The organism is Arcicella aurantiaca, from assembly GCF_003148625.1.
GTDB lineage: Bacteria > Bacteroidota > Bacteroidia > Cytophagales > Spirosomataceae > Arcicella > Arcicella aurantiaca.
Window position 1 is genome coordinate 67,107 of the sequence record NZ_QGGO01000009.1, and the last position, 18,936, is coordinate 86,042.

The window sequence follows — 18,936 nt, forward strand, 5'->3', positions numbered from 1 at the left end:
GTTTCTAACCTGTTGTCACCAGTAAAGTAGCACAGATTTCCAATCTGTCATCAGTAAAGTAACACAGGTTTCCACCCTGTTAAATATTAAAATGACAGGTTGGAAACCTGTCCTATGTTAAAATGAAAAAAATATATATTATCGCTTTGTGTTTATTCGGAATAAACGCTTTTGCTCAGAAGAAAATAGTTGTAGATGTTCCTAATAAAGTTTCGGAAATTCAGCCAACCATGTGGGGCGTATTTTTTGAAGATATTAATATGGGAGCCGATGGCGGTATTTATGCCGAATTAATTAAAAACCGTTCATTTGAGTTTGCGAAGCCTTTAATGGGCTGGAATATTGAATATCCTGCCGAAGCAAAAAAAGAAGTCATTGTGAAATTAAGACATGAAGGCGAAATTTTGGTACAGAATAGAATGGACAAAACCTCAGCCAATCCACGCTATCTAACAGTTACCGTAAACAATACCCAAAAAGGAGAACTCGGACTTTCAAACGAAGGCTTTAAAGGAATGGGTTTCAAAAGTGGATTACGTTATGATTTCTCAGTTTTAGCAAGAGTAATTACGGGGTCGGTAAAAATGCACATCGAGTTATTAAATGCTAAAAAAGAAGTTATTGGAAGTACCCTTGTTACGCCAAATACTAAGGAGTGGTCTAAAATTGAATCAAGTTTTAATGCACTTGCTTCAGAACCAAAAGGTACATTTCGTATTTGGTTTGAAGGCACAGGGGTTGTTGATTTAGATATGATTTCATTGTTCCCTTCTGATACTTGGAAAGGGCGTAAAGGTGGAATGCGTGCTGATATGATTCAATTATTAGCCGATATGAAACCTGGTTTTGTTCGTTTCCCTGGAGGTTGTATTGTAGAAGGATTTGACTTGAATAACCGTTACCAATGGAAAAAAACATTAGGGCCAATCGAAGAACGTCAGTTAATCATGAACCGTTGGAATATTGAGTTTACGCACCGTCCAGCTCCAGATTATTTCCAAACTTTCGGTTTAGGGTTCTTTGAATATTTCCAATTATGTGATGATATTGGTGCTGCTCCACTACCAATTTTAAATTGTGGAATGGCTTGTCAATTCAATTCTGCGGAAGTTGTGCCATTAGACCAATTACAACCTTATATCGACGATGCACTTGATTTAATTGAATTTGCCAATGGCGATGTTTCTACCAAATGGGGTAAAACTCGTGCAGATATGGGGCATCCTGCACCCTTTAATTTAACAATGATGGGAATTGGAAACGAAAACTGGGGACCTCAATATGTAGAACGTTTGAAAATATTTACAAAGGCAATCAAAGCCAAATATCCAACGATGAAAATTGTAAATAGCTCAGGTATTGACCCAGAAAGCCGTATTTTTCAACATTTGAATACTGAATTACGTGCCATGAATGCTGACATCATCGACGAACATTATTACAATAAACCTGAGTGGTTTTTGAAAAATGCAAGTCGTTATGATTCTTACGACCGTAATGGTTCAAAGGTTTTTGCAGGTGAATATGCAGCTCAAAGTGTACAAACGGTGAGTCCAAATAATAAAAATACTTGGCAATGTGCTATGTCAGAAGCTGCTTTTATGACAGGTTTAGAACGTAATGCTGCCGTAGTGAGTATGGCTTCTTATGCTCCATTATTTGCTCATGCTGATGGCTGGCAATGGACGCCAGATTTGATTTGGGTGGACAATCTCCGTAGTTATGGAACGCCAAATTATTACGTTCAAAAATTATACAGTAACAATAAAGGAACGCACGTATTGCCAATTACTGAAAGTGGTTCGACCATAGCAGGGAAAGATAGTTTATACGCAGCGGCAGCTTGGGACAAAAATGCCAATGAGGTAATTATCAAGGTTGTGAACGTATCTGAAAAAGCTCAAAACCATGAATTGTCATTGGCAGGTGTTAAAAAACTCGACCCTAAAGCAAAGACGTTTGTGATGCAAAAAGACAATTTGAATGAAGTGAATTCATTTGAAAATGCAACAAATGTTAGTCCAGCAGAACAGGACATAACTGTTGATGTCAAAAAGAAAACGATTAATTTAAGTTTACCTGCAAAATCATTTATCGTTTATCGAGTAAAGGTTTTAGATAAGTAAAATATTGTCTTTTCTCTGAATATAGGATTATTAGCTATTAAGATTTTACTGAAATTATCTTGATAATTGATAATCCTAAATTTATAGTAAAGCCTAAAAATCATAAATGAAAAATAACCTACTTGCCTCATTAAATATTATCCTTTGCTTGCTGTTTATCCAATTTTTAGGTGTTGCCCAAGTAAAAAAGCCGTTATACCGTGACCCTATTTACGATGGTGCTGCTGACCCTGTTGTAATCTGGAATAAGCCCGCCCAAAAATGGTTTATGTATTACACAAACCGTCGGGCTAAAGCAGAAGGTTTAGATGGCGTTACATGGGTACATGGTACACGTATTGGCATAGCAGAATCAAGTGATGGTGTAAATTGGTCGTATAAAGATACTTGTGATATTCAATATCGTTTGACAGATTACACACATTGGGCTCCTGAAGTCATTGAAAACAAAGGGCTTTTCCATATGTATTTGACTTATGTACCCGGTGTTTTTAAAGATTGGAAACATCCTCGATACATCGTTCATCTAACCAGTAAAAACGGTATCAATTGGCATTTTGAATCCAAATTAAAACTTGCTTCCGAACGTTGCATTGATGCTTGTGTTTTTCCGTTATCGAATGGTTCGTGGCGAATGTATTATAACAACGAAGCCGACGGAAAATCAATTTATTATGCCGATTCACCCGATTTGTATCAATGGACGGATTCGGGAAAAAGAGTTATCGGCGATAAAGGCGGAGAAGGTCCAAAAGTGTTTGAATGGCAAGGAAAATATTGGATGGTTGTTGATAATTGGCAAGGCTTAGGCGTTTATCAGTCTGATGATTTAGTTAATTGGAAACGACAAGCCAATAATATTCTCAAAGAAGCAGGAAAAGGCATTGATGATGGTGTTATGGGAGGACATCCAGATGTGGTAGTTAGCGGTGATAAAGCCTATATTTACTATTTTACCCATCCCGAAAAAACTTCAGAAAATAAAGGCGTTGATAATTATGGAACTCGTAGAAGCTCCATACAATTGGCAGAATTAGAATATCAGAATGGAGACATTGTTTGTAATCGTGATAAAGTCTTAAACAATGTTAGACTTTTACAAAAAGGCGAAATCTTCACGCATGACCCAAGTACCGTAAAATTTGATAATGGAAAATACTTCTATTTTTCCACAGGAAATGGTATTCAAGCTGTTCAATCGACCGATTTAAAGAATTGGAAAATTACAAAATCCATTTTTGAAAAAGATAAATTTCCCGCTTGGATTACAGAATTGGTTAAAGATTTCAAAGGACATTTTTGGGCTCCTGATGTCATTTTTATGAATGGTTATTATTATTTGTACTATTCGTGTTCTTTCTTTGGTTCGGCGGTTTCTGCTATTGGAGTGGTACGTTCCAAATCCTTAGACCCAAAATCTGAGAAGTATCTTTGGGAAGATTTAGGCATGGTTGTGAAATCTGAAAAGAAGACTGATTTTAATGCTATTGACCCCGCTTTATTTCGTGATGATAATAACAAAATCTACTTGACTTACGGCTCGTTTCATGGTGGAATTGGAGCTGTTGAAATTGATTCTGTTTCTGGAAAAACGGTCGGTGAAATCAAAAAACTGGCAGGTGGGAGAGAGTCAGATTGGGAAGCTCCGTACATCATCAAAAACAAAGAAGAATATTTCCTTTTTGCCAATAACGGTCTGTGTTGTAAAGGTTTAAATAGTACCTATCGAGTGGTAGGCGGAAAATCTAAATCAATTTTTGGACCTTATCTTGACCAAGAAGGACGTGATTTGACCAAAGGTGGCGGAACTACCGTTTTGGCTACCAAAGGCAATGTCATTGGACCGGGGCATTTTGGTTTATTATTGAAAGACAACAAGAAATTAATCTCCACTCATTTCTATGACCCCTACAAAGAAGGTCAGCCAACTTTCAAGTTTTGGGAATTAAAATTTAAGAATAATTGGGTTGTTTTGCAGGATTCTTTTGATAATTAATAAAAATAAAGTAATATTGTGTCATTAGTACACGATTTGGAAGAGATTTTAGCAATTTTGCATTTTTAAGGAATATTTGTTTGATTCGTGAAAATATTTACCTGAATAAATCAATTATTAAGCATTTTCATGGCGAATTATCCACATATTAATAGAATTCTTGTTGCACTTGACTGTATCGTGTTTGGCTTTGACGGAGAAGACATAAAATTATTGCTCATCAAGAGAAATTTTGACCCCGAAAAAGGAAAATGGTCATTGATGGGAGGCTTTTTAGAATCTGATGAAGACCTCGAAGATGCCACCAATCGGATTTTATATGATTTGACAGGATTGAAAGGAATTTATTTTGAAGAGATTCAAACTTTTGGAAAAGTAAACCGTGACCCTGTTGAAAGAACATTATCCGTTTGTTTCTTTGCATTAATTAATATTCATGCTCATGACCAAGATTCTGCAAAGGCTCAAAATGCTTTTTGGATAAATCTGAAAAATAGACCAGAACTCATTTTTGACCATAATGAAATGGTTGATATTGCTCTGGAAAGACTAAGATACAAGGCAGCTTTGCATCCGATTGGATTTGAGTTGTTGCCAGAAAAATTTACCATTCCGCAGTTACAAAAACTCTACGAAGCCATTTATGATTCACTTTTAGACCGAAGAAATTTTAGTCGAAAAATACTTTCTACTAAACTATTATTGGATACAGGTGAAAAGAACGAAAACTCTACCACGAAAAAAGCAATTCTGTATAAATTAGATAAAGATAAATATCAAAAGCAATTTAACGCTTTTCATTATTTTATTTCAGATTCAGTTCGATAAGGGAGAGAAACTATTGAAAGATTTTTAATTAAAATTATAATTGTGTTAAATAAACACGAATAACAAAAATGCAAAATAAATTCACAATTGGGCTTGACTATGGTACAGATTCGGTACGTGCTTTAGTTGTTAATACTCAGACAGGTGAAAATGTTGGAACTGCTGTTCATTATTACGAAAGATGGAAGAAAGGATTGTTTTGTGATGCTTCCATTTCGCAATTCAGACAACACCCACTTGACTATGTAGAAGGCTTGGAAGGAGCAGTTAAAGGAGCTTTAGCGGGTCTTCCAGATGAGGTAAAGCAAAACGTAGTCGGGATTTCAGTGGATACCACAGGTTCTACTCCAGTAGCGGTTGATTCAACTGGTGTTCCATTAGCTTTATTGCCAGAATTTGCAGAAAATCCAAATGGAATGTTTATCCTTTGGAAAGACCATACCGCTAATGCAGAAGCCGAAGAAATCAATAATTTAGCTCATCATTGGGATGTTGATTATACAAAATATGTAGGCGGAATTTACTCTTCTGAGTGGTATTGGGCAAAAATTTTACGTACCCTTCGTGTAGATAAGAACGTTCAAGAAAAGGCTTTTTCTTGGGTTGAACACTGTGATTGGATTTCTGCTTTGCTTACAGGAAATACGAATCCATTAACTTTCAAGCGTTCAAGATGTGCCGCAGGACATAAAGCTCTTTGGCATGAAGAATTTGAAGGTTTGCCGTCAGAAAATTTTTTAACAAAACTTGACCCATTATTGGGCGGTTTACGTGATAGACTTTTCAGAAATACTTATACTTCTGACGAATCTATGGGAACAATTTCTGAAGAATGGGCTACAAAATTAGGTATTCCTTCAGACGTGAAAATTGGCGTTGGTGCATTCGATTGCCACATGGGAGCAGTTGGTGCTGAAATTGAGCCTTATGATTTCGTGCGTGTAATGGGAACTTCTACTTGTGATATGTTGATTGCTCCAAATGAAGAAATTGGGCATTTACTTATCAAAGGTATTTGTGGTCAAGTTGACGGTTCAATTATTCCAAATATGTTGGGAATGGAGGCAGGGCAATCTGCTTATGGTGATTATTACGCTTGGTTTCAACGCATCATTACTGAACCTGTAAGAAGTCTTTTGGGCGATGCAGCGGCAGAAGAATTGAGTCAAAAATTGATTCCATATTTATCTGAACAAGCGTCACAATTACCCATTACAGAAAACGATATTGTAGCAACAGATTGGATAAATGGTAGAAGAACTCCCGATGCCAATCATACCTTGAAAGCCTCTTTTATGGGTTTAGGTTTAGGAACTGATGCTGTTAAAATATTCAAAATGATTGTGGAGGCTACGGCTTATGGCTCAAAAGCCATTGTAGATAGATTTATTCAAGAAGGTGTGCCAATTAAGCAAGTAATTGCTATTGGTGGCGTTGCCAAAAAATCACCATTTGTGATGCAAACGCTTTCAGATGTATTGAATATGCCGATTAAAGTGGCAAGTTCAGACCAAGCGTGTGCATTGGGTGCTGCCATGAATGCCTCAGTTGCCGCAGGAATTCACGCAACATTAGCTGACGCACAAAAAGCAATGGGTTCTGGTTTTGATGCCAATTACACGCCACGTCCAGAAGCGGTTGAAGTTTATAAAAGTTTATACGAAAAATATCAAAAATTAGGAAAATTCACTGAAAATAATGCTTAATCTAAAGAGTTTTGAAGTTTGGTTTGTAACAGGTAGCCAACATTTATACGGAGAAGAAACACTTCGTCAAGTTGATGAACACTCAAAAGTCATCGCTGATTCATTTAACAATGCTTCGCAAATCCCTGTGAAAGTGGTTTTTAAACCAGTTGTGAAGTCTGCTGAGGAAATTACAACCATTTGTAAAGCAGCCAATGCTACGCCAAATTGTATTGGTATCATCGCTTGGATGCACACATTTTCACCTGCTAAAATGTGGATTAATGGCTTGAATGTTCTTCAATTGCCATTGTTGCATTTACACACACAATTTAACCGTGATATTCCATATTCAGATATTGACATGGATTTCATGAACTTGAACCAGTCGGCTCATGGTGACCGTGAATTTGGACATATCATGTCTAAAATGCGTATCAATCGTAAAGTAGTAGTTGGTCACTGGCAAGCAGAATCTGTACTTGACAAAATTAATGTTTGGTCACGTGTGGCAGTTGGAACTTACAAAATGAAAACCATGAAATTGGCTCGTTTTGGCGATAATATGCGTTACGTTGCAGTTACAGACGGCGATAAAGTATCGGCAGAAATGAAGTTTGGTTTTGAGGTAAATACTTATGCCGTTGGAGATTTGGTAAAAGTAATTAATCAAATTTCTGATGCTGAAATTCAAACTTTGATTAAAGAATACGAAGCTACCTACCAAATGATGTCATCATTGGCAAGTAGTGGAGCAATGCGTTCGTCTTTAGTAGAAGCTGCAAGAATTGAATTAGGATTAAAAGCATTTTTAGAAGACGGAGGTTATTCAGCTTATACAAATACTTTTGAAGATTTACACGGAATGCGTCAGTTACCGGGGATTGGTTCACAACGTATGATGGCAGCAGGTTATGGTTACGGTGGCGAAGGCGACTGGAAAACATCTGCAATGGTTCATGTTTTGAAAGCAATGTCAAGCGGAATGCAAGGTGGTACTTCTTTCATGGAAGATTATACTTATCATTTCAATCCTGCAAATCCAATGGTATTGGGTTCTCACATGTTGGAAGTTTGCCCAACCATTGCTGACGGAATTGTAAAATGCGAAGTTCATCCATTAGGAATTGGCGGAAAAGAAGACCCTGTTCGTTTAGTTTTCAACGGTCAAGAAGGTCCAGCAATCAATGTTTCATTAGTTGATATGGGCAATCGTTTTAGATTAATCGTAAACGAAGTTGATGCAGTTAAAGTAACCGAAGAATTCCCTAAATTACCAACGGCTCGTGCTTTGTGGAAACCACAACCAAGCATGGAAGTAGGCTTACAATCTTGGATTCTGGCAGGTGGAGCTCACCATACCGTTTATAGTCAAACTATCACAACAGAATACATTGAAGATTTAGCTGATATGTTGAATGTTGAATTAGTAATTATCGACAAAGACACAACAATTCGTGGCTTGAAAAACGAGTTGAGATACAACGAAGTTGCTTTTAAATAAAAAAATATTTTCTGACAGTAGGGTTTGTGTATTTAAAATTGTGATGTAATTAGAATTCTATGATATATTAAGATTCTTTAATTACATTGAGAAGAATTTTGAGATACACAGCCCTTTTGTTTTATCTCATAAACAAAACAATTTCAAATTAATATGTCAGAAAATAAAAACATCATTAGAAAGTTAGATGCCCGTAAAAGAATTGCTTTAGTAGCTCACGACAATAAGAAAGATGATTTAATAGATTGGGCAATTTATAATAAAACGGTCTTGTCCAAACATCAACTTTTTGCCACAGGTACAACAGGAAGGCTTTTAGAAGAATCACTTGATGTTCATGTTACCAAATTTTTAAGCGGTCCATTAGGAGGCGACCAACAAATAGGGGCTTTAATTGCAGAAGGAAAAATAGATATTCTTTTCTTTTTTTGGGACCCGATGGAAGCACAACCGCATGACCCAGATATCAAAGCACTTTTACGATTAGGAGTAGTATGGAATATTCCTATGGCTTGCGACCGTGCAACGGCAGATTTCTTATTGACTTCAAGCCTTATGCACAGCGAATACGAAACCATAATTCCTGATTATAAAAGTTATTTAAAGAGAAATATACCATTATGAGTATTTATAAATCACTGAAAGAAGAATGTTTTGAAGCAAATATGATGCTTCCAAAATTAGGCTTGGTGTTATTTACCTTCGGAAACGTAAGTGCCGTAGATAGAGAAAAAGGCGTTTTTGCTATCAAACCAAGTGGTGTAGATTATGACTTATTGAAGCCAGAAGACATCGTAATTATGGATTATGATGCCAAAGTGGTAGAAGGAGCAATGCGTCCGTCGTCTGATACCAAAACTCATGCTCAATTATACAAAAATTGGGAAGACATTGGCGGAATTACGCACACACATAGCACTCATGCAGTAGCTTGGGCTCAAGCAGGAAAAGATATTCCAATTTTCGGAACAACTCACGCCGACCATACGCACCAAGATATTCCTTGTGCGGCAGTGTTAACCGATGAAATGATTGAGGGAGATTATGAGTATGAAACAGGAAATCAAATCTTTGATTGTTTTAGAGACAAACAGTTATCTCACAAAGAAATGGAAATGGTTTTATTACAAAATCATGGACCTTTTACTTGGGGGAAAACCGCTCAAAAATCAGTTTATAATGCCGCAGTGTTAGAAGAAGTTGCTCGTATGGCATATTTGACCTTACAGATAAACCCACTAACGCCACGCATTAAAGACACACTTAGAATGAAACATTATGAGCGTAAACATGGCAAAAATGCCTATTACGGTCAAGGGTGTTAAAATGTAACGCAGGAATCTTTCCTGTAAACTATGTAACACGGGAATCTTTCCCGTGATTTGATTAAACATTTCACGGGAAGGATTCCCGTGTTACCATTCCTCAAAAACAACAAACATGAAACTTGGATTAGAAACCCTCGACTACTGCATTTTCTTTATCTATTTTGTCATCGTTTCCAGTTATGGATACTGGGTTTACAAAAATAAAGGTAAACAAGATGGTGGCGACTCAAAAGATTTTTTCCTTGCTGAAGGTTCACTTACTTGGTGGGCAATTGGTGCTTCGATTATTGCTTCAAATATTTCTGCCGAACAATTTATTGGTATGAGCGGACAGGCATTTCAATTAGGAATTGCCATTTCTGTTTATGAATTATTAGGTGGTGTTTCGTTAATAATTGTGGCGGTTTATTTTCTTCCAATGTATCTCAGGAATAAGATTTATACCATGCCACAGTTCCTTGCCAAACGTTACGATGAGCGTTTAGCTACCATTATGGCTGTATTCTGGTTATTCTTGTACATTTTCGTAAACTTAACTTCAATCATTTATTTAGGTGGAATTAGCTTAGAAAAAATGACAGGTTTAAGCTTTATGACTTGTACTTTATTCCTAACAGTATTTGCGGTAATTATTACCTTAGGAGGGATGAAAGTGATTGGTTATACCGATGTTATTCAAGTAGTTTGCTTGATTTTCGGAGGATTGGCGACCACTTATTTAGCACTTGATTTATTGTCAAATAAAGTGGGTACAGGTTCGGGTGTTTTAGAAGGTTTATCCTTGATTAAAGACAAAGCGGATAGTCATTTACACATGATTTTTACGCCAAATCAATACCAAGTTCATGATGGTAGAGGAGGTTTTATTGATGCTTATCGTCAATTACCGGGTATTATGATGTTCATTATTGGCGGTCAATGGGTTAATAACCTTAATTACTTCGGATGTAACCAATACATGACGCAAAGAGCTTTAGGTGCTGATATTTCAACGGCACGAAATGGGGTATTATTTGCAGGATTTATGAAAATGTTAATGCCATTTATCGTAGTTCTTCCAGGATTGGCGGCTTATGTTATTTTCCAAGAAAATGCAGACGCTTCAATTGTAAATGGAATTACGCAAGACGGTATTGTGAAACCAGATAATGCTTATCCTGTGTTATTAAATCTTTTACCTGTTGGCTTGAAAGGTTTAGCTTTTGCAGCTTTAACGGCAGCGATTGTAGCGAGTTTAGCAGGTAAAGCAAACAGTATTTCAACGATTTATGTATTAGATATTCACCGTAAATATTTCAACAAAAATCTTACTGAAAAACAAACGGTTTGGACGGGTAGAGTTGCTATTATCGTAGCTTTTGCCATTGCTTTGGTGGTGAGTCCATTATTGAGAAACTTCGGTCAAGCATTTGAGTATATCCAAGTTTATACGGGTTATATTTCTCCGGGTATTTTGAGTATTTTCTTATTAGGTTTCTTCTGGAAAAAGGCAACTGCCAATGGTGCTTTAACGGCAGCTATTTTGAGTATTGCTTTGTCTTCATGGATTAATTATCAGTTCCCTGAATTCCCATTCATGAACCGTATGGGCGTTGTATTCTGGATTTGTTCATTAGTTCACGGTGCAATCAGCTTGATAGAATCTAAAGGAAAAGACCATCCAAATGCTTTTGAAGTAAATAGAGAATGGTTTAAAGTAGAACCAATGTTTAGATATGGTTCAATTGTAATTCTTGCCATTTTTAGTATTATTTACTTTATTTTCTGGTAAAGAAAATTGCTGAAAATAAGGTGTCATATTTGACTTGGAGGAACTTCCCGAAAGTTCAAAACTTTCGGGAAGTTGAACGGAAATGACTTGCTACTTTAAAATTTACAATTCCCTTAAATAATCATCAAAACTCCAAAAACGATATTAACATGAAAATAAAATCATTTCTTACGCTCGCATTAGGTATTGTAATTTTACAAAGTTGTTCGAGTAAAAAAAACGAAGACAATCAACAAAAAGATTCTGTAACTGTGAATAAAATTGAAAAAACATCATTTGGAAATCTTCCAGATGGACGTACTGCCGACTCATACACATTGAAAAATGCCAATGGTATGGAAGTGAAAATTACTAATTACGGTGGTGTAGTTTCGCATTGGACTGCCCCTGACAAAGACGGAAAATACGAAGACATCGTTTTGGGTTTTGATTCTTTGGCTGGATATTTAACGCCTCCTCCGTATTTTGGAGCTTTAATTGGTCGTTACGGCAATAGAATTGCAAAAGGTAAATTCAAATTGGAAGGCAAAGAATACACTTTGGCAACCAATAATAATAACTTAAATCATTTACACGGTGGAGTAGTTGGTTTTGATAAAGTTTTATGGAATGCAGAACCAATTGATGGAGAAGAACCTGCTTTGAAATTGACTTATTTAAGTAAAGATGGTGAAGAAGGTTATCCAGGGAATTTGAATGTAACGGTAATTTATACTTTGCAAAAAGATAATTCTTTGAAGATTGATTATTCAGCAACGACTGATAAAACGACGATTATCAACTTGACAAATCACTCGTATTTCAACCTTTCTGCTTCAAAAAATAACATTCTTGACCATGAAGTTACTTTGAATGCAGACAGATTTTTACCTGTTGACAAAGGTTTAATTCCAACGGGAGAACTTCGTGCGGTGAAAGGAACGGTGTTTGATTTTACAAGTCCAACCGTGATTGGCAAAGGAATTAATGACGAAAAAGACGAGCAAATTAAATTAGGCGGAGGATATGACCACGCTTGGATTTTGAACAAAAAAGAAGGCAACGAATTGAGTCTTGCGGCAACCGTTGTTGATAAAACATCGGGACGCAAAATGGAAGTTTTAACGACAGAACCAGCCATTCAATTTTATACAGGAAATTTCTTGGACGGTAAATTGACAGGAAAAGGTGGGGTAAATTATCCAAAACGCTTTGCTTTATGTTTAGAATCAGAACATTATCCAGATTCTCCAAACCAAGCAGCTTTCCCAACAACTGTTTTGAAACCAAACGAAACTTATAAAACGACCACGATTTATAAATTTTCGGTTGTGAAATAGTTTGTGGCTTTTGCACGCAGATGAGACTTGCCGTCCGCCCAGATACTCCGTAACGCTGATTTTATAGATTGGTGTTGCGGAGTTTTTGGTTTATTATCTTTATGCCTTTGTTGGTGTTTTCCACCAACAAGTTACCGTCCGATTTGTTGGTGGAAAACACCAACAAAGGCGAAAAAACAAAATGCTTACGAAAGATGTCTGGGTTTAAGCGAGGACGCTTGAACCAGTGGAGGACACCAGGGGACATAGTTACCTACTAAATTCCTCTGAAATCTCATCCATTTTTTGTCTTATCTTATTTATATATCTAAAATAAAAAGGCTCGTATCCTTTTTTAGTGTCAAATATAAACTTTCGTGTCAGCCCACAAAACTCAAATGAAAAATAATAACCACCTTGGTCTGCACTGTCTGGAAACCCGAAGACTCCTCTCGGCTCAAAAAACATAATCAAAGGAATTTCTAACAAAAATTGATTAGTTTCAACTTTATTTATTATTCTTCGTCTGGTAGATGTCTGATTTTCTAAGACGGAACAGAATCTTGTTGGATAATCGAGTGTTAGACTGTTTGAGGTTACTCCATATACAACAGCACAAGAGTCAGTACACTCACAATGATAAATGCCAAACTCTTGCTTGCTTGGAGCGATGTCTATAAGTACAGACAATCCTAAAAATATCATTAGCCCTGCCAATATTTTGGTCTTTTTGCCATTTTTTATGTGTCAAAGTTCTAAATTTCTGATAGTAAAATTTTTAAAGTTATTGATGTCATTATTTACATAGAAATCTGTAAAATCAGCGTTACGAATTATCTGCGGTATCTGCGTGCTATATCCATCTTAAAGCCCCAAACAAACCACCAATCCCCACATCATGGCAAAGCTAATCAGCATGGAAAGGTTTACTAAAACACCTGCCGTTTTGGTATCGTAGCCCAATTCGTCCGAAAATGGGAGGAGTGTCATTCCCACAGGCACAATTAAAACAATCAATAAAACGCTTTTGTACAGTTGCTCAAAAGGTAGAAAATAAAAGAATAAAAAACCCAATAATAATCCCCAAAAGTATCTGATTAACAATACATTAATCGCCTTTTTGAAAATTTCTTTTGGAATAGAAAAATTGAGATAAATCCCCATAATTAACAAGACAATTACCTTATTTCCTTTTGCCAAAACGTCCAATACATTCATCACAATTTCGGGTAATTCAATTTTGGTGAGGTTAATAAAAATACCCACCAAAATGGCTTGAAAGGGTAACAAAGTCATTATTTTGAGCAATGCTTTTTTAACGTTTTCTTTTTTAGGAATATCCACACTTCCTTCCGACATAAATACGCCCGTTCCGTACACCAAACCAAAAACGGCAAAAGCATTTCCTGTGTCGAACATGGCGGCATAAACCATGCCCTCTTGTCCCCAAATACCTTCAATGAGCGGATAGGCGAAAAGTCCCAAATTAAATCCACCACATCCCATAATTAACAAAGCCCGTAATTGTTTCTCTTGCGTTTTGAATAAATATTTAGCCGAATACATCGTCAGAACAGAGAAGCAAAAAGCAATTACGGGAAGCAATAATAAATTCAATTCCATCTTTACCCGAACCATCGTTACAAAAGTCAAAGCAGGGAAAGTGCTGTGCATCAAGAATTTAGAAATGGTTTTTCCTTCTTGTTCAGAAATGATATTTTTTCGTTTTAGAAGGTACCCAAAGAGAATAATGGAAAGTGAAATGATAAAAACGGTATTGGTTTGGTTCATCGGACAGAATTGAAAATGGAGTTTTATTTTGAGTATTCTTAACTAATTGAAGTTTGTAAAAAAGGGGTTGAATAAGCTATTAATTCCTAATAATTTACTCATTCGCTTTCTCGCAAATCGCTTTTCGCTAAATATAAAGACGATAATCTTACAAATTTAACCGAATAGTGACTTATAATTTCTTTAGGTTTGACTAATTTTGTGTTATTCTTTTAACAGAAACCGATAACAAAATGTCAAAGAAAGTTTTAATCATTGGTGCAGGAGGCGTTGGAAACGTAGTAGTGAAGAAATGTGCCATGAATCCCGATGTATTTTCGGAGGTAGTTTTAGCCAGCCGTACAAAACGTAAATGTGATGCTATTGCAGAAGAATGTGCTAAAATTGGTTTACCAACAAAAGTGCAAACTGCTCAGGTTGATGCTGATAATGTTCCTGAATTGGTAACATTAATCAATGAAGTAAAGCCGTTTATGGTGATAAATGTGGCACTTCCATACCAAGATTTAACCATTATGGATGCTTGTTTAGAAACAGGTGTTCATTATATGGATACTGCTAATTATGAACCAAAAGACGTTGCTAAATTTGAATATTCATGGCAATGGGCTTATCAAGAGCGTTTTAAAGAAGCAGGTTTGATGGCACTTTTGGGTTGTGGTTTTGACCCAGGTGTTACCCAAGTTTATACTGCTTATGCAAATAAGCATCATTTCGACGAAATGCACTACTTGGATATTATTGACTGTAATGCGGGCGACCACGGTAAGGCATTTGCTACCAACTTTAACCCAGAAATCAACATTCGTGAGATTACTCAAAAGGGAAAATATTGGGAAAATGGTGAATGGGTAGAAATTGAAGCGATGTCGATTCATAAACCAATTGATTATCCAGGAATCGGACCCAAAGAATCTTATGTACTTTATCACGAAGAATTAGAATCTTTGGTGAAAAACTTCCCAACATTGAAGCGTGCAAGATTCTGGATGACTTTTGGTCAACAATATATTACCCACTTAAATGTGCTTGAAAATGTGGGAATGACAAGTATTAAGCCAATCAAATTTCAAGGAATGGATATTGTTCCTCTTGAATTTTTGAAAGCTGTACTTCCAGAACCGGGAACTTTAGGAGAAAATTATTCTGGCGAAACCTCAATTGGTTGTCAAATCAAAGGAATTAAAGACGGTGTTGATAAAACATATTACGTTTGGAATAATTGTAAGCACCAAGATTGTTGGAAAGAAGTACAAGCACAAGGAGTAAGTTATACAACAGGTGTCCCTGCGATGATTGGAGCAATGATGATGATTACAGGCGAATGGATGAAACCTGGCGTTTGGAATTGTGAAGAGATGAATCCAGACCCATTCATGGCAATGTTGAACGTACACGGTTTGCCTTGGAACGAAATTGTGGACGGAACACTTCCACATGAGTATTAAAATGAGGTGATTGGTTTTAGGGATTAGGTTTTACGAATAAATAATTTTGTTCTTAACTTCTCGAAAGTTCTTTTTACTTTCGAGAAGTTCTGTCCCAAAAGAACTTCCCGAAAGTAGAAGAACTTTCGGGAAGTTGAAATTCTAAAATATTAAAAGTACCTGTATTTGAAATTAAACAAATGCAGGTACTTTTTTACTAAGCCCTAAAACCTAAGCCCTAAAACCTTAAAATAAAATGATTGATTTCAAACAAATACCATCGCCTTGTTATGTGTTAGAAGACAGGCTTTTAAGAAAGAATTTAGAATTATTGAAATACGTTCAAGAACAGGCAGGAATAGAGATTATTTGTGCTTTGAAAGGTTTTTCTATGTTCTCAACTTTTCCGATGGTTCGACAATATTTGGCAGGTTCAACGGCAAGCTCCTTGAACGAAGCACGTCTTGGTTTTGAAGAAATGGGTAGTAAAACTCACGTGTATTCTCCTGCTTATTTAGAGAATGAATTTGAGGAATTGATGTCTTATGCAGGACATATTTCTTTTAACTCTCTCAATCAATATAATCAATTTAAAGACCGTGCCATTGCTAACGGAATCAGTTGTGGTTTGAGAATTAATCCACAATATTCTGAGGTTGAGACAGATATGTATAATCCTTGTATTGCGGGTTCTCGTTTAGGAATTACTCGTAATCAATTGGGCGATACTTTACCCGAAGGCATTGAAGGCTTACATTCACATACACTTTGCGAAAACGATTCTTATACTTTAGAAAGAACTTTAAAAGCTATCGAAGAACGTTTTGGCGATTTATTAAAACAAGCAAAATGGTTGAATTTGGGCGGAGGACACTTAATTACTCGTGCCGATTATGAACCAGAACATTTGATTTCAGTTTTGAAAGGACTGAAATCTCGTTTCCCGAATCTGAAAATTATCATGGAACCAGGTTCGGCAGTAGGATGGAGGACTGGTTATCTGACTTCTACGGTTTTAGATATTATTGATTCTCAGGGAATTGACGTAGCTATTTTGGATGTAAGTTTTGCGGCTCACATGCCAGATACTTTAGAAATGCCTTATAAACCAAAGATTTTAAATGCTCATCAAGAACCAGTTGCAGGAAAACCAACATATCGCTTTGGTGGTATGACTTGTTTGGCGGGTGATTTTTACGGAGATTACTCTTTCGACGAGCCTTTGAAAATTGGTGATTCTATCGTTTTTGATGATATGATTCATTATACAATGGTGAAAACGACAACTTTCAACGGCGTAAATTTACCTTCAATTGGCATTTGGAGAGAAAACGATACTTTTGATTTAGTGAAAACTTTTGGCTACGAAAGTTTTAAAGATAGACTCAGTTAATGATGTATAATTAATAGAGAATAGTTAATGGTTTTAAGAACCAATAAAAAAGGGTTTATGAATTACAAATTCATAAACCCTTTTTACTATTCATTATTCTCTATTAACTATTCACTGAATTAGTATCCCTGATTTTGTGGAAATGTTGTTGCTCCACCTTCAGTACGGTCAATTTGAGTTTGAGGAATTGGTCTAACCAAGTGCATGGCTTTTACATTTGGTGCCGCTTGTGGATTATATTTCTGAACTCTATCCACTAAATTACCCCAACGTTTCAAGTCCATCCAACGAATTTGCTCACCTACTAATTCACGTCCACGCTCTTCAATAATCATTTCCATGTTCATTTGAGCTTGTGTGATTGTCATCGCTGCTTCTTTACCAGCGAATGCGGCACGGCGACGAACCAAGTTAACATTATCAGTTGCATCTTTTACTTTTCCTTGCAATAATTGTGCTTCAGCTAACATTAAATGTGTATCAGCTAAACGGAAACAGATAAAATCTCTACTACCAGCTTCGTAAGTTCTATCTGGGCGAAGTGGGTCTAAGAATTTTTGTAATGTTGGAAATAATGCTTCATTATAAAGACTCGGAACTAATACTTGATATGATTTTTTTGCTCTATCTGCCAATGACATTTCATAACCTGGAATAAAAATGGTAGTATCTCCTGTTTTGAAAGTTACTGATTTCTTAGAGTTATCAAATACGTTGGTAAATGTTCCGGGACTATTACAAGTCCAAGTATCTTTAAACGTTTTTTTATAGCGAGAGTCATTTACTCTATCTCCAAATACAGTATTTAAACAGTAGGCAGTTGGGCGTAAACGTTTAAATGGGCGACCATTAGCTACGTCACGAACCATACCCGCTTGTACGTCGTATTGCATTCCAAAAAACAAGTGTAAGTTATTTCCACCGCCATTGGTTAGGGCATCAGAAGTATATTGAACTGCAAAAATGACTTCATCATTAACTTCTCCTGAGCCTTGAGCAAATACACTTGCAAAATCTGGCAATAACTTGAATCCGTAGTTTTTAATTACGTTAGAAGAATACGTTTCTGATTTAGCATAGTCATCTGTAGCTTTTGCAGATGAGTTTCCTTTTGCTAAATAGACTCTTGCTAATAAATGTTCAGCCGCAGGTTTAGTTGCACGTCCATATTCAGATGAACGAATTTTATTCTCTAAATCTGGCAATGCTGATTCTAAATCTGCAATGATTGCTTTATACATATCAGCATCACTTGCTCTTGAAGTAATTTTGGTAGGAGCTAACGTTTCTGTTAATCTTAAATCTACGCCACCAAATTGTTGAAAAAGAATAAAATAGTAATGAGCTCTTAAAAATTTAGCTTCGGCTATTCGTTGTTTTTTCAATGCGTCAGAAATACCTGTGGCTTTAGGAGCTCTCTCTATTACGGCATTACAAGTGTTGATTCCACGATAGGTTTCATCCCAGATGATTTGCAAATAATCTACTGTTGGTTGTAACTGTGTGTCATAAAAGTGAAATCCTTTATAACCACCATCGGCACCTGTTGCATATAAATCTGTACCATATTCAGTAACGGTGAGTCCTTGTTGCGTGCCATAGTAGTTTCTTAAAGGAGCATAAGCAGCCTTAACAGCATCTTCAAGCCCTTTAGGAGTATTTATATAATCGTTACCAATAGCTGAAACAACTGTTTCTTTCAATACATCTTCACATGACTGACCTGCCAACATTAGGGCAAGCAGACTGAAAGTTCTTATTGATTTTATATATGATTTTTTCATTGTTT

Annotated in this window: 14 protein-coding genes; 11 read left to right on the top strand and 3 right to left on the bottom strand. The window is 36.3% G+C overall.

All coding sequences use genetic code 11. The annotated features are described in order from the left end of the window. Positions 1-122 precede the first annotated feature (122 nt). The 9 genes from LV89_RS10365 (at position 123) to LV89_RS10405 (ending at position 12,557) form a co-directional block, all read left to right on the top strand. A complete protein-coding gene (locus tag LV89_RS10365; RefSeq protein ID WP_109742825.1) occupies positions 123-2,126 on the top strand; it encodes an alpha-L-arabinofuranosidase family protein in 2,004 nt (667 codons plus the stop codon). A gap of 106 nt (positions 2,127-2,232) precedes the next feature. Then, a complete protein-coding gene (locus tag LV89_RS25600; protein WP_211321188.1) occupies positions 2,233-4,122 on the top strand; it encodes a family 43 glycosylhydrolase in 1,890 nt (629 codons plus the stop codon). Positions 4,123-4,251: 129 nt separating this feature from the next. Continuing rightward, positions 4,252-4,950, top strand: a complete 699-nt coding sequence (locus LV89_RS10375; RefSeq protein WP_109742826.1) for an NUDIX hydrolase — start codon at positions 4,252-4,254, stop codon at positions 4,948-4,950. A gap of 68 nt (positions 4,951-5,018) precedes the next feature. After that, the gene (locus LV89_RS10380; RefSeq protein WP_109742827.1) at positions 5,019-6,656 is read left to right on the top strand and encodes a ribulokinase; all 1,638 of its coding nucleotides are present in this window, start codon (positions 5,019-5,021) and stop codon (positions 6,654-6,656) included. Then, positions 6,649-8,139 (top strand): L-arabinose isomerase, encoded by a 1,491-nt coding sequence (gene araA, locus LV89_RS10385; RefSeq protein ID WP_109742828.1) that lies wholly within the window; start codon positions 6,649-6,651, stop codon positions 8,137-8,139. The genes LV89_RS10380 and araA overlap by 8 nt, the downstream gene beginning before the upstream one ends. Before the next feature lie 153 nt (positions 8,140-8,292). Further along, positions 8,293-8,763, top strand: coding sequence for a methylglyoxal synthase (locus tag LV89_RS10390; RefSeq protein ID WP_109742829.1), 471 nt, complete (start codon positions 8,293-8,295; stop codon positions 8,761-8,763). Next, entirely contained in the window at positions 8,760-9,464 is a 705-nt protein-coding gene (locus LV89_RS10395) for an L-ribulose-5-phosphate 4-epimerase (RefSeq protein ID WP_211321189.1), read from the top strand. The genes LV89_RS10390 and LV89_RS10395 overlap by 4 nt, the downstream gene beginning before the upstream one ends. Before the next feature lie 115 nt (positions 9,465-9,579). Next, positions 9,580-11,238 (top strand): sodium/sugar symporter, encoded by a 1,659-nt coding sequence (locus LV89_RS10400; RefSeq protein ID WP_109742830.1) that lies wholly within the window; start codon positions 9,580-9,582, stop codon positions 11,236-11,238. Positions 11,239-11,387: 149 nt separating this feature from the next. Beyond that, a complete protein-coding gene (locus LV89_RS10405; RefSeq protein ID WP_109742831.1) occupies positions 11,388-12,557 on the top strand; it encodes an aldose epimerase family protein in 1,170 nt (389 codons plus the stop codon). Between the two features lie 249 nt (positions 12,558-12,806). Here LV89_RS10405 and LV89_RS10410 read toward each other — a convergent pair whose 3' ends face one another. Beyond that, on the bottom strand, positions 12,807-13,241 hold the full coding sequence (locus LV89_RS10410) for a hypothetical protein (RefSeq protein ID WP_146199134.1): 435 nt from the start codon (positions 13,239-13,241) through the stop codon (positions 12,807-12,809). A gap of 159 nt (positions 13,242-13,400) precedes the next feature. Then, positions 13,401-14,327, bottom strand: coding sequence for an AEC family transporter (locus LV89_RS10415; protein ID WP_109742833.1), 927 nt, complete (start codon positions 14,325-14,327; stop codon positions 13,401-13,403). A 233-nt stretch (positions 14,328-14,560) separates the two neighbouring features. On the opposite strand from LV89_RS10415, the gene LV89_RS10420 reads away from it, so the two are divergent. Both LV89_RS10420 and nspC read left to right on the top strand, forming a co-directional pair. After that, complete coding sequence (locus LV89_RS10420; RefSeq protein ID WP_109742834.1) at positions 14,561-15,775, top strand: saccharopine dehydrogenase family protein; 1,215 nt, start codon at positions 14,561-14,563, stop codon at positions 15,773-15,775. A 235-nt stretch (positions 15,776-16,010) separates the two neighbouring features. Further along, positions 16,011-17,147: a carboxynorspermidine decarboxylase gene (gene nspC / locus LV89_RS10425; protein WP_109742835.1), complete on the top strand. Its 1,137-nt coding sequence runs from the start codon at positions 16,011-16,013 to the stop codon at positions 17,145-17,147. Between the two features lie 119 nt (positions 17,148-17,266). Here nspC and LV89_RS10430 read toward each other — a convergent pair whose 3' ends face one another. Beyond that, positions 17,267-18,931, bottom strand: a complete 1,665-nt coding sequence (locus tag LV89_RS10430; RefSeq protein ID WP_109742836.1) for a RagB/SusD family nutrient uptake outer membrane protein — start codon at positions 18,929-18,931, stop codon at positions 17,267-17,269. Between the last annotated feature and the right edge of the window lie 5 nt (positions 18,932-18,936).

What these genes read in the sequence shown, in the direction of transcription:
- LV89_RS10420 (WP_109742834.1), top strand. Translation starts at nt 14,561, where the DNA reads ATGTCAAAGAAAGTTTTAATCATTGGTGCAGGAGGCGTTGGAAACGTA.
- LV89_RS10400 (WP_109742830.1), top strand. Translation starts at nt 9,580, where the DNA reads ATGAAACTTGGATTAGAAACCCTCGACTACTGCATTTTCTTTATCTAT.
- LV89_RS10430 (WP_109742836.1), bottom strand. Translation starts at nt 18,931, where the DNA reads ATGAAAAAATCATATATAAAATCAATAAGAACTTTCAGTCTGCTTGCC.
- LV89_RS10415 (WP_109742833.1), bottom strand. Translation starts at nt 14,327, where the DNA reads ATGAACCAAACCAATACCGTTTTTATCATTTCACTTTCCATTATTCTC.
- LV89_RS10380 (WP_109742827.1), top strand. Translation starts at nt 5,019, where the DNA reads ATGCAAAATAAATTCACAATTGGGCTTGACTATGGTACAGATTCGGTA.
- LV89_RS10405 (WP_109742831.1), top strand. Translation starts at nt 11,388, where the DNA reads ATGAAAATAAAATCATTTCTTACGCTCGCATTAGGTATTGTAATTTTA.
- nspC (WP_109742835.1), top strand. Translation starts at nt 16,011, where the DNA reads ATGATTGATTTCAAACAAATACCATCGCCTTGTTATGTGTTAGAAGAC.
- LV89_RS10390 (WP_109742829.1), top strand. Translation starts at nt 8,293, where the DNA reads ATGTCAGAAAATAAAAACATCATTAGAAAGTTAGATGCCCGTAAAAGA.
- LV89_RS10375 (WP_109742826.1), top strand. Translation starts at nt 4,252, where the DNA reads ATGGCGAATTATCCACATATTAATAGAATTCTTGTTGCACTTGACTGT.
- LV89_RS10365 (WP_109742825.1), top strand. Translation starts at nt 123, where the DNA reads ATGAAAAAAATATATATTATCGCTTTGTGTTTATTCGGAATAAACGCT.
- araA (WP_109742828.1), top strand. Translation starts at nt 6,649, where the DNA reads ATGCTTAATCTAAAGAGTTTTGAAGTTTGGTTTGTAACAGGTAGCCAA.
- LV89_RS10395 (WP_211321189.1), top strand. Translation starts at nt 8,760, where the DNA reads ATGAGTATTTATAAATCACTGAAAGAAGAATGTTTTGAAGCAAATATG.
- LV89_RS10410 (WP_146199134.1), bottom strand. Translation starts at nt 13,241, where the DNA reads ATGATATTTTTAGGATTGTCTGTACTTATAGACATCGCTCCAAGCAAG.
- LV89_RS25600 (WP_211321188.1), top strand. Translation starts at nt 2,233, where the DNA reads ATGAAAAATAACCTACTTGCCTCATTAAATATTATCCTTTGCTTGCTG.